The sequence below is a fragment of the Klebsiella sp. Sb-30 genome, assembly GCF_057652795.1.
This window is the reverse complement of the sequence record NZ_CM172749.1, coordinates 1,897,360-1,911,378: the sequence shown is the minus strand read 5'-3', so window position 1 is coordinate 1,911,378 and position 14,019 is coordinate 1,897,360. Positions and strand designations below refer to the sequence as shown.

The 14,019-nt window shown below is 53.5% G+C and carries 14 protein-coding genes and 3 tRNA genes; 4 read left to right on the top strand and 13 right to left on the bottom strand.

Features of this window, described 5'->3' with window-relative positions:
• Positions 1-273 precede the first annotated feature (273 nt).
• Positions 274-1,836 (top strand): MFS transporter, encoded by a 1,563-nt coding sequence (locus tag AC236I_RS08925; protein WP_064359002.1) that lies wholly within the window; start codon positions 274-276, stop codon positions 1,834-1,836.
• A gap of 48 nt (positions 1,837-1,884) precedes the next feature.
• Here the strand turns inward: AC236I_RS08925 and AC236I_RS08920 are convergent, their stop codons facing one another.
• Both AC236I_RS08920 and azuC read right to left on the bottom strand, forming a co-directional pair.
• Positions 1,885-2,136 (bottom strand): DUF2766 family protein, encoded by a 252-nt coding sequence (locus tag AC236I_RS08920; RefSeq protein WP_004864113.1) that lies wholly within the window; start codon positions 2,134-2,136, stop codon positions 1,885-1,887.
• Between the two features lie 79 nt (positions 2,137-2,215).
• Positions 2,216-2,299, bottom strand: coding sequence for a stress response protein AzuC (gene azuC, locus AC236I_RS08915; protein WP_015583995.1), 84 nt, complete (start codon positions 2,297-2,299; stop codon positions 2,216-2,218).
• Positions 2,300-2,509: 210 nt separating this feature from the next.
• Between azuC and AC236I_RS08910 the strand changes: the two genes are divergently transcribed.
• Positions 2,510-3,931: an MFS transporter gene (locus AC236I_RS08910; protein WP_015583994.1), complete on the top strand. Its 1,422-nt coding sequence runs from the start codon at positions 2,510-2,512 to the stop codon at positions 3,929-3,931.
• 52 nt (positions 3,932-3,983) lie between these two features.
• Here AC236I_RS08910 and AC236I_RS08905 read toward each other — a convergent pair whose 3' ends face one another.
• A complete protein-coding gene (locus AC236I_RS08905; RefSeq protein WP_004864120.1) occupies positions 3,984-4,622 on the bottom strand; it encodes an RpiB/LacA/LacB family sugar-phosphate isomerase in 639 nt (212 codons plus the stop codon).
• Between the two features lie 434 nt (positions 4,623-5,056).
• Between AC236I_RS08905 and ftnA the strand changes: the two genes are divergently transcribed.
• Entirely contained in the window at positions 5,057-5,554 is a 498-nt protein-coding gene (gene ftnA, locus AC236I_RS08900) for a non-heme ferritin (protein ID WP_004864122.1), read from the top strand.
• Between the two features lie 36 nt (positions 5,555-5,590).
• On the opposite strand, the gene AC236I_RS08895 is transcribed toward ftnA, so the two are convergent.
• Positions 5,591-5,830: a YecH family metal-binding protein gene (locus tag AC236I_RS08895; protein WP_032717085.1), complete on the bottom strand. Its 240-nt coding sequence runs from the start codon at positions 5,828-5,830 to the stop codon at positions 5,591-5,593.
• A gap of 194 nt (positions 5,831-6,024) precedes the next feature.
• On the opposite strand from AC236I_RS08895, the gene tyrP reads away from it, so the two are divergent.
• Positions 6,025-7,236 carry a tyrosine transporter TyrP gene (gene tyrP / locus AC236I_RS08890; RefSeq protein ID WP_032717084.1) on the top strand — a complete coding sequence of 404 codons (1,212 nt, stop codon included), beginning with the start codon at positions 6,025-6,027 and terminating at the stop codon, positions 7,234-7,236.
• 381 nt (positions 7,237-7,617) lie between these two features.
• Here tyrP and AC236I_RS08885 read toward each other — a convergent pair whose 3' ends face one another.
• The 9 genes from AC236I_RS08885 to uvrY all read right to left on the bottom strand — a co-directional run bounded on the left by AC236I_RS08885 (position 7,618) and on the right by uvrY (position 13,861).
• Positions 7,618-8,286, bottom strand: a complete 669-nt coding sequence (locus AC236I_RS08885; RefSeq protein WP_015583992.1) for a YecA/YgfB family protein — start codon at positions 8,284-8,286, stop codon at positions 7,618-7,620.
• A gap of 85 nt (positions 8,287-8,371) precedes the next feature.
• Complete coding sequence (locus AC236I_RS08880) at positions 8,372-8,947, bottom strand: DUF805 domain-containing protein (RefSeq protein WP_004864134.1); 576 nt, start codon at positions 8,945-8,947, stop codon at positions 8,372-8,374.
• Between the two features lie 142 nt (positions 8,948-9,089).
• Complete coding sequence (locus AC236I_RS08875) at positions 9,090-10,055, bottom strand: metallophosphoesterase (protein ID WP_487608769.1); 966 nt, start codon at positions 10,053-10,055, stop codon at positions 9,090-9,092.
• 275 nt (positions 10,056-10,330) lie between these two features.
• A tRNA-Leu gene (locus AC236I_RS08870) sits at positions 10,331-10,416 on the bottom strand.
• Between the two features lie 13 nt (positions 10,417-10,429).
• Positions 10,430-10,503: transfer RNA gene (locus tag AC236I_RS08865), tRNA-Cys, on the bottom strand.
• 39 nt (positions 10,504-10,542) lie between these two features.
• A tRNA-Gly gene (locus AC236I_RS08860) sits at positions 10,543-10,618 on the bottom strand.
• Positions 10,619-10,769: 151 nt separating this feature from the next.
• Complete coding sequence (gene pgsA / locus AC236I_RS08855; RefSeq protein WP_004864143.1) at positions 10,770-11,318, bottom strand: CDP-diacylglycerol--glycerol-3-phosphate 3-phosphatidyltransferase; 549 nt, start codon at positions 11,316-11,318, stop codon at positions 10,770-10,772.
• 57 nt (positions 11,319-11,375) lie between these two features.
• Positions 11,376-13,208: an excinuclease ABC subunit UvrC gene (uvrC, locus tag AC236I_RS08850; RefSeq protein WP_004864146.1), complete on the bottom strand. Its 1,833-nt coding sequence runs from the start codon at positions 13,206-13,208 to the stop codon at positions 11,376-11,378.
• Complete coding sequence (gene uvrY / locus AC236I_RS08845; RefSeq protein ID WP_004864149.1) at positions 13,205-13,861, bottom strand: UvrY/SirA/GacA family response regulator transcription factor; 657 nt, start codon at positions 13,859-13,861, stop codon at positions 13,205-13,207. Before uvrY ends, uvrC begins: the two co-directional genes overlap by 4 nt.
• Between the last annotated feature and the right edge of the window lie 158 nt (positions 13,862-14,019).

The window sequence follows — 14,019 nt, the reverse complement described above, 5'->3', positions numbered from 1 at the left end:
TGCGCGAATAAACGACACCGGATCATCAATCCCTCCACTTCACGCCTCCGTCCATCGCGGATAACGTTCCAGCGATCGCTGTTTCTGACACATCATTTCCGCCGTTCAGGCGCCGTTCTTATTCCTGAAAAGCATTAAAAACTTTTAAGCCGATCGCATTCCTGCTCTGGGAAATGGCGCAGCGGGTGATTAGTGACGGCGATCACTTTTCGCCATCGACTTTAAGAATATAAAAACAGCGTTTCAAAAATTTAAAACATGAGGTTTATATTAATGGCAGGATACGCGGCTTCAACCTCACAAGGGTTGCAGGGAAGACCGATTTTGTTACGCCATCAGCTAGCCTACGGCGGCGGTAATTTACTGGGGAGCGGCGCGCTGGCAATCAGCGGCGCCTGGCTACTTTATTTCTACACCACGTTCTGCGGACTGACGCTGATTGAGGCGTCGTTCATTTTCTCCGTCGCCAGCATCATCGATGCGATCAGCAATCCGTTAATGGGCTACCTGACCGATAACTTCGGTAAAACGCGGCTCGGCAAACGCTTCGGACGCCGACGTTTCTTTTTATTGATCGGCATCCCGCTGATGATGTTTTACCCGCTGCTGTGGGTTGAGGGGCTGGGTTTCTGGTACTACCTCTGCACCTACGTCGTCTTTGAGATTATTTATACCTCAGTCATGGTGCCTTATGAAACCTTAGCCACCGAAATGACCGACGACTTCTCATTACGCTCTAAACTGACCGGCTATAAAGCCATTTTCGGCAAGCTTGCCAACTTCCTGGCGGCGTTCATCCCAGGTCAGTTTATCCTGTTGTACGGCAAAGACTCCGCCACACCGTTCTTCCTGACCGGGCTGACCTACGGGGTTATTCTGATTATCGCCATCTCCTGCCTGTGGTTTTGCAGCTGGGAGCGCCCGCGTGAAGAAGAAGTTCGCGTGAATGAGAAAAAAGGCCTGCTCACGACCCTGCTGATGCTGGCGAAGGATATGCGTTCAACCTTCTATCTACGCGTGTTCCGCAAACATCTTGGGATGTATCTCTGCGGTTTCGGCGCAGAATGGCTGTTTGCCTCGATCTTTACCTACTTCGTTATCTTTGTCCTGCAGCACGATCCGGCGATGGTCGCCGGGCTGAACAGCCTGAACTCGATTCTGCAGCTGCTCTCTACGGCGTTGTTTATCGGCCTGTGTGTGAAAAAGGGATTCAGCAAGCCCTATATTCTGGCGCTGAGCATCGTGATTTTCTCCGTGTTGCTGTACACCTCGCTGTGGTTTTTCCATCTGCCCGCTCATCTGGCAACCATCCTGATGTTTGGGATCACGGTGCTGTTTGGCCTGGGTACCGGCGGCGTGTACTACATTCCATGGACCGTTTACACCTTCCTCGCCGATGTTGATGAGATCTATACCGGCCGCCGCCGCGAAGGGATCTACGCGGGCGCCATGACCTTCTCCGGAAAAATCCTGCGTTCGATTATTGTCTTCACGATGGGAGCTATTCTCAGCTTTTACGGGTTCCAGTCGAAAGCGCATACGCAACCAGAAAGCGCCGTGACCGCCATTGCGGTGGTGTTCTGTAGCGGCGTGATCCTGCTGGCGCTGGCAGCCATTGTCTTCAGCAAGCAGATGAAACTGGATCGCAAAGCGCACCTGGTCGTATTGCAGGAAGTGGCGCGGATTAAAGCAGGGGGTAAGGTTAGCGATATCCCGTCCGATGTGCGTATTATCGTGGAGGATTTAGTCGGCCATCGTTATGAAGAGTGCTGGGGCAACAGTAAGCTATTTAAAGATGAACAGCCGGCGTCGGCAAGGGCCGCTATCTCTCATTAACGTCTGGTTTTCGCCCCGCCATCGACAGCGATAGCGGGGCGAAACAACTTAGTGTGCTTCACCCTGCGGCGTAAACTTAAGCTCAATCAGCGCAATCGCTTTTTGGACCGCGCGCAGCGTCACCGGATCGGCCGAAGCCGGATGGCTGGCAAAATCGATGGCTTTCAGCTGCGTGGTCATTTTTTCGCGGACTTCAACAGGGGCGATGACATCAATGACGTCGAGAATCTGTTTGATAACCAACTGGCAGGCGACAACGTCAGAAACCAGTTCGTCTTGTTCGGTGAGATGTTGAGACATTTATTACTCCTTTTTCGAGGAGCGTAATAGTAACCTAAATCCCGAGAGATAAAAAAACCTGCCGCAGCAGGTTTTTTTATCAGAACATACCGGCAGGCGGTACATCTTTGAATGTTTTGCAGTACTGCTCGAACATGCTCTTCAGAATTTTGCGCAGTTTCATGAAGCGACTCCGGTTTTGTTATGCAGGTGTTACCATTGATGGGGTCTATAATATGACTTGCATCACATAAATCAATAGAAACATGCGCTAACTCACAATTTATTTACAAGAATAATTTATAAATTAAACAAAAGTGAGGGAAATCGCAGAGTTAAGAGCCTGCACGTTTTTCCCGCGATAGGCACCTCACCAGGCGATGGCAAACACACAATGAGTACAGATATCTCTTCACGAGAAGGCCGCGCCTTCTCTGCTCCTGCGCTGCTGGTCGCCGGCGCATTTTTCATGGAGTTTCTTGACGGGACGGTAATCGCTACCGCGCTGCCGGACATGGCAAAAGATTTTGGCGTTGCGGCGGTTGACCTCAATATCGGTATCAGCGCCTACCTGATTACGCTGGCGGTATTGATCCCGGCCAGCGGCTGGATTGCCGATCGCTTCGGCGCGCGTAAGATCTTCACGCTGGCGTTGGCTATTTTTACGCTTGCCTCCGTTTTTTGCGGCTTTGCCGGCAACGTGGACACCTTTGTCGCCATGCGAATCCTTCAGGGTATTGGTGGCGCGCTGATGGTGCCCGTCGGCCGCCTGGCGGTACTGCGTACCACGCCAAAAGATCAGCTCATCAAAGCCATTGCCACACTGACATGGCCGGCGCTGGTTGCGCCGATCATCGGTCCACCGCTGGGTGGCTTTATTACCCGCTATGCCAGCTGGCACTGGATTTTCTTTATTAATGTTCCTCTGGGATTGATCGCCATCGCGCTGTCGCTGCGAATTATTCCCGATATCCGCGAAGCGCAGCGACGTCCCTTTGACCTTCCCGGCTTCTTTGCGACATCGGTTGCTATGGTGAGCCTGGTGAGCGCCATGGAGTTGCTTGGCGATAGCCGACCACAAGGCTGGACAACCCTGGTCCTGCTGGGGATCGGTACGGGATGCATGCTGTTCGCTCTGCGCCATTTCCGCCGGGCAGAGTGGCCGATGGTGCGTCTCGATGCGCTACAGGTACCCACCTTTCGGGTTACGATGTACGGAGGATCGCTTTTCCGTGCTTCCATCAGCGCCGTCCCCTTTCTGTTACCGCTGCTGTTTCAGGTTGGCTTTGGTATGGATCCGTTCCATTCCGGGCTGCTGGTGCTGGCGGTGTTTGTCGGCAACTTCACTATTAAACCCGCCACCACCCCGCTCATCCGTTGGCTCGGCTTCCGTCGGCTGCTGTTAATAAACGGGACGCTAAACGTCATCTCGCTGCTCGCCTGTGCTTTTTTAACGCCGCAGACCCCGGTCTGGCTTATTTGTATGATCCTGTATCTCGGCGGCGTATTCCGCTCGATTCAGTTTACCGGCGTGAGCACGCTTGCTTTTGCCGATGTTCCGCCTGCGCAGATGAGCTACGCCAATACGTTGTTCAGTACCGCGTCACAGCTGGCCGTGGGTCTGGGGATCACCCTCGGCGCGATCGGCATTCGCATGGGTGAAAAAGCCAGTGAGTGGTTAAGTCTGACGACCCTACCGGGGATCAGCTTCCGGCTCTCCTTTGTCTTTATTGCCTTAATTTGTCTGGTGGGAATGGTAGATAGTCTGCGATTGAGCAAAGATGCCGGTAGCAGCGTCTCGCAGAGCAAAAAATAGCAGCAAAAAGGCCAGCGGAGGCTGGCCTTATTCGAAAAAAACGAGAGCTTGCTTAGCCGACTATCTGGCGGACAAAAGCTTCGATCTCTTTATCCTGGCAGTTCTCGAAGAAGCACTGCTGGAAACGCGGGCCGGAGACAGCCGTTTTGACCAGTTCCGGATCGATAGCGCGCAGAGTATCCAGATAGTTATCTTTCACCACGGCAGCTTTCACCGTATTCAGGATCCCGGCGTTACGCACCTGCGGCTCTTTGCGCTCCGGTGGGTAACCTTCGCCATTGCGACCGGTGAAGGCTTTTTCAAAAATAAAGCGCACGTTCAGCTCGGCACCCCAGCCAAAACCTTTGGCAAACGGCAGGGACAGCGCATTACCGTTATTAATCTGCGCAAACAGGAAGGCATCAGCCGGATCAATACAGTAGCCGCACACTACGCCTGGGTGGATGTTCAGCGACATCAGCGCGCCCTGTCCGGTTCCGCAGCCGGTTACCACGAAATCAACCGCTTTCGAATTCAACAGAATGCTGGCCATGATGCCCAGATGAATATAGGTCAGATGATGGTCGTGCTCATCGCTCATCCCGACGTTGTATACCGGGAACCCTTTTTCATCGGCAACGGCGTTTAGCTCGTTGAGGATGATGGCGTTTTTGCTGGCCTGGCTGTTTTCCATCATCAGTGCAATTTTCATGCTTTACTCTCCTGAATGCTGTGCGGGCACTCCCGCGATAGTTCGTTAGCGTTATGATGGACTCTACTACTTAACAAACGCACTTTCAAATTTTATGAAAAGTTGTTTTATAAATTACGTAGCGCTTCACATTTTTCGCCTTCGCCCCCGCCCTCCCGGTACCAGCCGCCACAGGCAGAGACGCAGTCAGCTCCCTGGCAGCCCATCTTCCTGCCAACGCCAGACACCTTATTTCTGTTTTTTATTTTGATAATACGAACTGACTAAAATATTAAACCGAAACCATTCTCATTACTTATTAAATTGCCAATGCGTTTTATTCCCATTTTCATTTTTAATAAATAAGTTTTTTAATTTACTTTTTGCAAATAAATTAATAACAAATTATAGTAACCGCACAATTACGTTGACCCTTTATTTTCGGAGCACACACGATGCTGAAAACAGAAATGATCGATAAACTGAATGAGCAGATGAATCTTGAACTTTATTCTTCTCTGCTTTATCAGCAAATGAGCGCATGGTGCAGCTACCACAGCTTTGAAGGCGCCGCCGCATTCCTCCGCCGTCATGCGCAGGAAGAGATGACCCATATGCAGCGCCTGTTTGATTATTTGACCGATACCGGCAGTCTGCCCTGCATCAACGCTATCTCCTCGCCGTTTGCCGAGTACGCATCGCTGGATGAGCTGTTCCGCGTCACCTACGAACACGAACAGCTGATTACCCAGAAAATTAATGAGCTGGCCCACGCCGCCATGACTAATCAGGATTATCCGACGTTTAATTTCCTGCAGTGGTATGTGGCTGAACAGCACGAAGAAGAGAAATTATTTAAATCTGTTATTGATAAGCTGACCCTCGCCGGTAAAAGCGGCGAAGGCCTGTACTTTATTGATAAAGAGCTGGCGACGCTCGACACGCAGAATTAATTATCCCAGCGGCGAAGTTTCGGCTTCGCCGCTAAATTAATGCCGGCAGATCTTACTCTCACGCGTATTAAACCCCGCCTCTACGGCAACAAACTTCCCCTTTTTCTGTAGAAATGCCACCAGCTCCGCCGCGCTTAAATTTTCTGCCGAGCAGGTATGAAAACGTGCATCTGCGCCGAAGCGGGCGATGATTGCCGCCTCAAGAGTGGCCGTTGAGTAAGGTTCGCCCGAGGCGATCATCATCTGCAGCACTTCATGACCATGAATCGATTGCATAGCTCCTCCTGTAAAACGCCCAGCATAGCCCGGCGAACGGCTGGAAGCTTTGCGCCAGCGCAGCCTTCAGGCGGCCTTCGCGGAGTGTAAATATTTAATTACAACCACTGTAACCCTCATTTGACGAGAATGATAATTTCACATACTCTGCGCGACATATTTTATTGTTAATTCCTTCATGGATAGAGAGAAACGTGAAGAACCGCACTCTGGGTAGTATTTTAATCGTGGCCGGGACCACAATCGGCGCAGGGATGTTGGCAATGCCGCTGGCTTCCGCGGGCGTGGGTTTTGGCGTCACCTTCTGCTTACTGATCGCGCTGTGGGCGCTGATGTGCTACACCGCGTTATTACTGCTGGAGGTCTATCAGCACGTGCCCGCCGATATGGGGCTCGGTTCGCTGGCGGCACGTTATCTCGGACGTTACGGGCAGTGGGTGACCGGCTTCTGCATGTTATTCCTGATGTATGCGCTAACCGCAGCCTACATTAGCGGCGCGGGCGAACTGCTGGCCTCCAGCCTCAACCAGTGGCTGGGCTGGTCGCTTCCTCCTGCGGGCGGCGTGTTGCTGTTTACCGCCATTGGTGGCGCGGTAGTCTGCCTCGGCACATCGCTGGTTGATCTGTTTAACCGCTTCCTGTTTAGCGCCAAGATCATTTTTCTCGCCATTATGCTGGCGCTGCTGTTGCCGCATATCCATCGCATCAATCTGCTGACGCTCCCGCTCCAGCAGGGCCTGGCGCTATCGGCGATCCCGGTGATTTTTACCTCTTTCGGTTTTCACGGTAGCGTGCCGAGCATCGTCAGCTATCTTAACGGCGATATTCGTAAGCTGCGTCGGGTCTTTATCATCGGTAGCTTTATCCCGCTGGTCGCCTATATTTTCTGGCAGCTGGCGACGCTCGGCAGTATTGACTCCCCGGCGTTTACCGCGCTGCTGGCGCAAAATGCCGGCCTGAACGGACTGCTGGAAGCACTGCGCGAAGTCGTGGCGTCGCCGCACGTTGAACTGGCAGTGCATCTGTTCGCCGACCTCGCGCTGGCCACCTCGTTCCTTGGCGTGGCGCTTGGACTGTTTGATTATCTGGCCGATCTGTTCCAGCGTAAAAACAGCCCCGGCGGTCGTCTGCAAAGCGGTGCAATCACCTTCCTCCCGCCGCTGGCGTTTGCCCTGTTTTATCCGCGCGGCTTCGTGATGGCGCTGGGCTATGCCGGCGTCGCGCTGGCGGTGCTGGCGCTCATGCTGCCTTCGCTGCTGGTGATGAAGAGTCGGAAACAGCACCCTGACGCTCCCTGGCGGGTCGCCGGGGGAACACCGGCGCTGTGGCTGGTGCTGTTGTGTGGTATTGCGATTGTCGCTATTCAGTTTTGCATCGTCGCGGGTTTGCTCCCGGCGGTAGGATAAAAAAAACGGCCTCTGGCCTAATGCGGGTCACTTAAAGGCGACCCGCATTTTTTTGGTTTATCGCCGACCAGAGCGATGCCGGGTTCCCAGGGCCGGGCGAAACCGGCCCTGGGAAGTTCATCTGTCGCGCAGGAAACAGAAATACGCGGACGGAATATTCCACGGAACCCACGCGACAGACCCCTTTCGCGCAAACCAGCGTAAAACCGACATCCCTGGCTTAACAGCGACCTCCAGGACAGACTTATCCGCAGGCGTGTTGAAAACCTGACAGCGCCGGATAAAAATCGGCAATCTCTTTGAGATGACGGATAGTTCCCCCTCTGCCGGAGCGGTCAGCCGATCCTTAAACGATCGGCATCAGACCAGCAGAACCGTTATTTATTTCGCTAAGCAACACTGCTTATATTTTTTGCCGCTGCCACAGGGACAGGGATCGTTACGCCCGACCTTGACTTCATTGCGGATCGGTTGCTGCACGACTTCCGGCTCAGCATGCTCAGTCCAGTATTGGTACAACGAGAGCGCTGCCGGGCGGATATGATCCACGCTGGCGATAAACTCATCGACAGAGAGCGCCTCAACCGCTGTAAACTGCGCTTCCGTGCCGTGCAAAGCAATGCTGTCCAGCGCCGACTGCGGCTCTTCCGGCAGAGCGGGCCAGTTTCCGAGAGCGACGCCGCGCATATAGCCGAAGCACCACTCCTCAACAATCGTCAGCTCCTGACCTTCCTCTTCGCGGGTCCCAAACAGCGGTTCAAACTGATCGGGATACTCGTCCAGACGCTCGGCAATGTCGCTCATGTGCTGCAGAGTCAGGTTAACAAAGTGGTCACGCTCGCGGTCATTCGCCCAGCGCGGCACATTGTCCGCTCCGCCCCAGATAGCCAGCAGCCACTGAGCCGGTTCAATCTCTTTCGGGCCGGAGAGAATGGCCGTCAGCAGGCCGTCAAGCTCTGAGACATCAAGGATGGCGCCCTCGGTGGCGTATTTCGACAGGATATCGTCCAGCCATTCAAGTTCGCTTTCGTTCAGGGGTCCGGTTTTCATAAACAGGCTCGTCGTGGTAGAAAAATGGCGCATACAGTAGCGGAAATGCCGGGAGAAAACCACCCGGCAGCGTACTCAGCAAGCGTTAAATGTCTTTAATGATGCTGGCGCGCATCGTTTCGTATTCGCTCTCGGTAATGGTTCCGTCATCGAACATTTTTTTCGCCTGCGCGAGGCGTTCCCGCACATCATCGGCGGATGAGAGCGGCGCGCTCTGCCGGGCTGCTGACGGGCTGTATTCACTCTCTTGTTGAATGTCGCCATAGCGGTTAACACCATCGGTGCCGCGGGCAAACAGCAGCCAGATAGACAACGCCAGCGCCGCCATGCCTCCCGCCGCCGTTATCCATACCCAGACGGCCGCCTCGCCGTTATCAACGGTGGCGATAATGCCGATAAAGCCAACCAGCAGAACAGCATAGGGTGACAGCAGCCACCAGCCTGATTTGTTCAAATCGTGCAGACGGCGCACCGCAACCGCGATGCCGGGGATAATGATGATCAGGCCAAACAGGCCTCCCACGATCGGAATCAACCCCAGTACGGCCGAAAGCACAAAGTTGGCGACGGTAAAAACCACATACTCCTTGCGCGCCGAACGCCCGCGAAAGGTGGCATATTTGCGGAAGCAATCACCGTAGCTTTCAAGCAATGTAGCCATAAGATCCCTCATTTAATTGTTTTTATTGCCATAACGGCGTTCCGTTCCCAAAGGATAATAGTCCGGCGAACCGGAGCGCTATTTTACCGCAGTTTGGCCATACCGCGCCTGAGAAAAATGGGGGAAACGCTGAATACCGGTACTACCCGGCAGGATGGCGGGAGAGGATTGTGGGCTGGCGGACAAACGTCCCCGTTATCGCGCGCCGCGAACCGGGTTCCTGAATCCAGGCGTAAAGCGGGTTATCGGCTTTCGCCGCGTTGTAATCGACGCAGACAACACGCTCGCTCAAGGAGCAAGGTTCACCGGATAAAGTGTAGTGACCGATCACCACCGGGACATCTGTTGTGTCCAGATGGGTCTGCTCCAGAGGAATATCCGGGATCCGGCCGATCATTTCCGGCTGAACCTGGGCTATCTGGCGATAGGTTTTCGCATCATCCCGCCACCAGCGCAGACGAATATGGCGGCGCTCGACGCCCGTCTTATCCACGAAGCTAAAGCCTGCAGGTAGTTTCAGTTCTGGTCCTTTAAGCACGGTCTCGATCATCTGGAACAGAGGATGCTGTTGATCAAAAGCAGCGACCCAGTTTTCGGGTTTCAACCGATTCTGCTCATCCAGCCACGGTCGCAGTCGGGCAATCGTCTTGTCCTGCCAACAGGCATGTACCGCCCGAATATCGCCATAATCAACAAACAGCGGCAGCGTTTTAAACCAGTCGATCCAGAAATCATGCCGTGGAGTGTCTTCGACGACATCGGCCAGAAAGGCCTGATGCTGACGTCGATTATTCGGGGAGTGCGACCGCAGCGGCTGAGCGCGATGCGGATGGCGCAGTGCCCAGCCAACGGCGTTAAATTCATGATTGCCCATCAGACATATCGCCTGTCCCGATTCCACTTCCGCCCTCACCCGCTCCAGCACCGCCAGGTGGTCGCTCTGCGCCCCTGGCTGATTATCAATCAGATCGCCGACGAAGATCAGTAAACGCTCATCCGGTTGGTACAGAGCATCAAGGTGTTCCAGCAAAGCGGCGAGCTTGTGGTACTGACCGTGGATATCGCCGATGAAAATTCTACGCCTCGCCGGCTGGCCAGAATGCAGCATATGAACACCTTTTCCGAAGAACAGAGACATTGATGATATCAGTTTAAGCGGCTGGCCTGGCGGGATTTCACCCGGCGTAAATTACCCCGTCATGAGATCTTCGGGAAACGGTCGGTATGGCAGAATAATTGCGGTCGCTCCGTCAGTCGACGGACCGTGCGACAAGAAAGATGTTACGCCGTGATATCAGGAATGGAGGGATTTCAGAAATGAAAAAACCACCCGTAGGTGGTTTCACGACACTGCTTATCATTGATTTTATTCTATAATCCCAATGGTACCCGGAACGAGACTTGAACTCGTACAGCCTATGGCCGAGGGATTTTAAATCCCTTGTGTCTACCGATTCCACCATCCGGGCTCGGGATGTAAATTGGAGGCGCGTTCCGGAGTCGAACCGGACTAGACGGATTTGCAATCCGCTACATAACCGCTTTGCTAACGCGCCTTAATACTTAAACACCCGCATCTGCCGATGTTTTTAATCTGGAGCGGGAAACGAGACTCGAACTCGCGACCCCGACCTTGGCAAGGTCGTGCTCTACCAACTGAGCTATTCCCGCATTATCAAGCAAATTTGCTAATCACTTGATTTTGTTATCGTCTGGCAAGCTGTGCTGCCGTTCGATGCGTTGCATTCTACTTACCTGGCGAAATGAGTCAACGATATTTTTTAAATCCTTGTGTCGTTTGCTGAAATTTGCGGCGAAACGATCACTGATCAAGCAAATCTCCGCGTGCGGCGTTCAAATACTGCAGCATAGACCACAGCGTCAGCACCGCTGCCACGAGGAACAGGGCGATTCCGGCCCACTCTACCCAGGCGTTTGGTCGCCACAGCATCCACACCAGTGCCGTCATCTGCGCGGTTGTTTTCACTTTCCCGATCCAGGAGACCGCCACGCTGCTGCGTTTGCCCAGTTCGGCCATCCACTCACGCAGCGCAGAAATAATAATTTCACGGGCAATCATGGTCGCGGCCGGCAGGGTTACCCACCAGGTGTGATAGTGCTCAACCACCAGCACCATCGCAATCGCCACCATCACCTTATCGGCAACCGGGTCAAGAAAAGCGCCGAAACGGGTGCTCTGATTCCAGCGGCGGGCCAGATAACCATCAAACCAGTCGGTAACGGCAGCGACAAAAAAGATCAGGGCGCAGGCAAAAGGGGCCCAGACGAAAGGCAGATAAAACGCCAGCACAAAGAACGGTATCAGGATGACGCGAAACAGAGTAAGCAATGTAGGGATATTAAATTGCATAGTGACAGGTAACTATCTGTTAGAAGTAAAAATTAGCCCTATGTTGCTACAGAGCCCCTAATGTTTCAACGAGTAGAAGATCTTTTCTGCCAGACCGTGAGATATACCCGGTACTTTGGCTATCTCCTCGACGCTGGCTTGCTGTAACCCTTGCAATCCGCCCATATACTTCAGCAGCATCTGGCGGCGTTTCGGCCCTACCCCTTCGATAGTCTCCAGTGAACTGGTGCTTTTCACTTTTGCCCGTTTTTTACGATGCCCGGCAATGGCATGATCGTGGGATTCATCGCGAATGTGCTGAATAACGTGCAGCGCAGGCGAATCAGGCGGCAGGTTAAACCCTTCGCCTTCTGGTTCGAAGAATAACGTTTCCAGCCCGGCTTTACGATCGCTACCTTTTGCCACCCCCAATAAGAGAGGATGCTGTTTATCCCAGGGCACATCCAGCCCGGCAAAGACGCTTTTCGCCTGCCCAAGTTGCCCTTTACCGCCGTCTATCAGGATAACGTCAGGAATCTTGTTCTCTTCTATTGCCTTACCATAGCGGCGGCGCAGAACCTGGTTCATCGCCGCATAATCATCGCCCGGGGTAATGCCGGTAATATTGTAACGTCGATACTCGGCACGCAGTGGCCCGTTACTGTCGAACACCACGCAGGAAGCCACCGTCTGTTCACCCATAGTATGGCTGATATCAAAGCATTCCATACGTTTAACGGCCGGCAGTTTCAGTACGGTAGCCAGGGCCTGCAGACGTTGATGGATCGTCGACTGTTGGGAAAGTTTCGTGGTGAGCGCCGTGGCCGCATTGGTACGTGCCAGCTTCAGATAGCGGGCCCGGTCGCCGCGCGGTTTCGTCTGGACGTTGACCCGGCGCCCCGCCAGTTCAGAGAGGGAATCCGCCAGCAAGGTTTTATCGCCAAGATTAAAATCGAGCAGAATCTCTCCCGGCAGGGTACGCATCTGGCTGCCCTGCAGATAGAACTGGCCGACAAACGTCTCCACCACTTCGCCAAGCTCCGTACCGCCGGGCACTTTCGGAAAATAGCTGCGGCTACCGAGAACCTTGCCCTGACGAATAAACAGAACGTGGACGCAGGCCATGCCCGCATCAAAGGCGACGCCAATAACGTCGAGGTCATCCCCGGTATTCGAGACGAACTGTTTCTCGGTCACCCGGCGTACGGCCTGAATTTGATCGCGAATGCGCGCCGCTTCTTCAAACTCCAGCGCCTGGCTGGCCTTCTCCATCCGGGCAATGAGCTGCGTCAGCACCTGATCATCCTTACCCGCGAGGAACAGCCGCACATATTCAACCTGCTGCGCGTACTCCTCTTCACTCACCAGGCCTGACACACAGGGCCCCAGGCAGCGGCCAATTTGATACTGCAGGCAAGGACGCGACCGGTTACGGTACACGCTGTTCTCGCACTGACGCACAGGGAAAATTTTTTGTAGCAGTGCAAGCGTCTCGCGAACCGCATAACCATTCGGGAAAGGACCGAAATACTCGCCCCTGGCGTGTTTCGCCCCGCGGTGCATTGCCAGGCGCGGGTGGGTATCACCGCTAAGGAAAATGAAGGGGTAGGATTTGTCATCACGCAGCAGCACGTTATAACGCGGCTGATACAGCTTGATGTAGTTGTGCTCCAGCAGCAGCGCTTCCGTTTCCGTATGGGTTACGGTCACGTCGATTTGCGCAATCAGCGCCACCAGCGCTTCGGTTTTACGCGAAGCCAGGTTGCTCCGAAAATAGCTGCTCAGCCTTTTTTTCAGATCTTTTGCTTTACCAACATAGATGACGGTGCCGCCAGCATCATACATGCGATAGACGCCCGGCTGGCTGGTTACCGTTTTCAGGAAAGCTTTTGCGTCAAAAACATCACTCACTGACTTGCTAACGACTCCGCATTGCACAGACCATGTCGAATGGCCAGGTGGGTCAACTCGACGTCACCGTGGATGTTTAATTTACTGAACATCCGGTAGCGATAGCTGTTCACGGTTTTGGGACTCAGATTTAGCTGCTCTGAGATCTCATTCACCTTCTGACCCTTGGTAATCATCAGCATAATCTGCAATTCGCGTTCAGACAAACTGGCAAAAGGCGATTCTGTCTTTTCCGGTTCAATCTGGCTAAGCGCCATTTGCTGGGCGATATCGGAAGCAATATAACGCTGGCCGGACGCTACGCAGCGAATGGCATTCACCACTTCCTGAGGCGCAGCACCTTTACTCAGATAACCTGCGGCACCAGCCTGCATCACTTTTGCCGGCAGCGGATTTTCGGTATGCACGGTGAGCATAATCACTTTGGTATCGACAATGGAACGCGCAATCTTGCGCGTGGCTTCCAGGCCACCCATTCCAGGCATGTTCATGTCCATCAGAACAACATCAACGGAATTGGCGCGGCACCATTTCACCGCATCCTCGCCGCAGCAGGACTCACCGACAACTTTAATCCCTTTTATATCTTCCAGAATGCGTCGTATCCCTGCGCGCACTAGCTCGTGGTCATCAACAAGAAGGACGTTGATCAAAGGAATAATCTCCAGAATTAGGGATAACGCTACGGATAGCTTATCTCATACATATTACCGGGTTTTCTCGTCACTTTAAAAGGCAAAAAAATGCCCTACGGAAAGTTTCTTCCCCGGATATGTCAATTTGTCTGCACAGCAAGTGGAAACTTATAGAT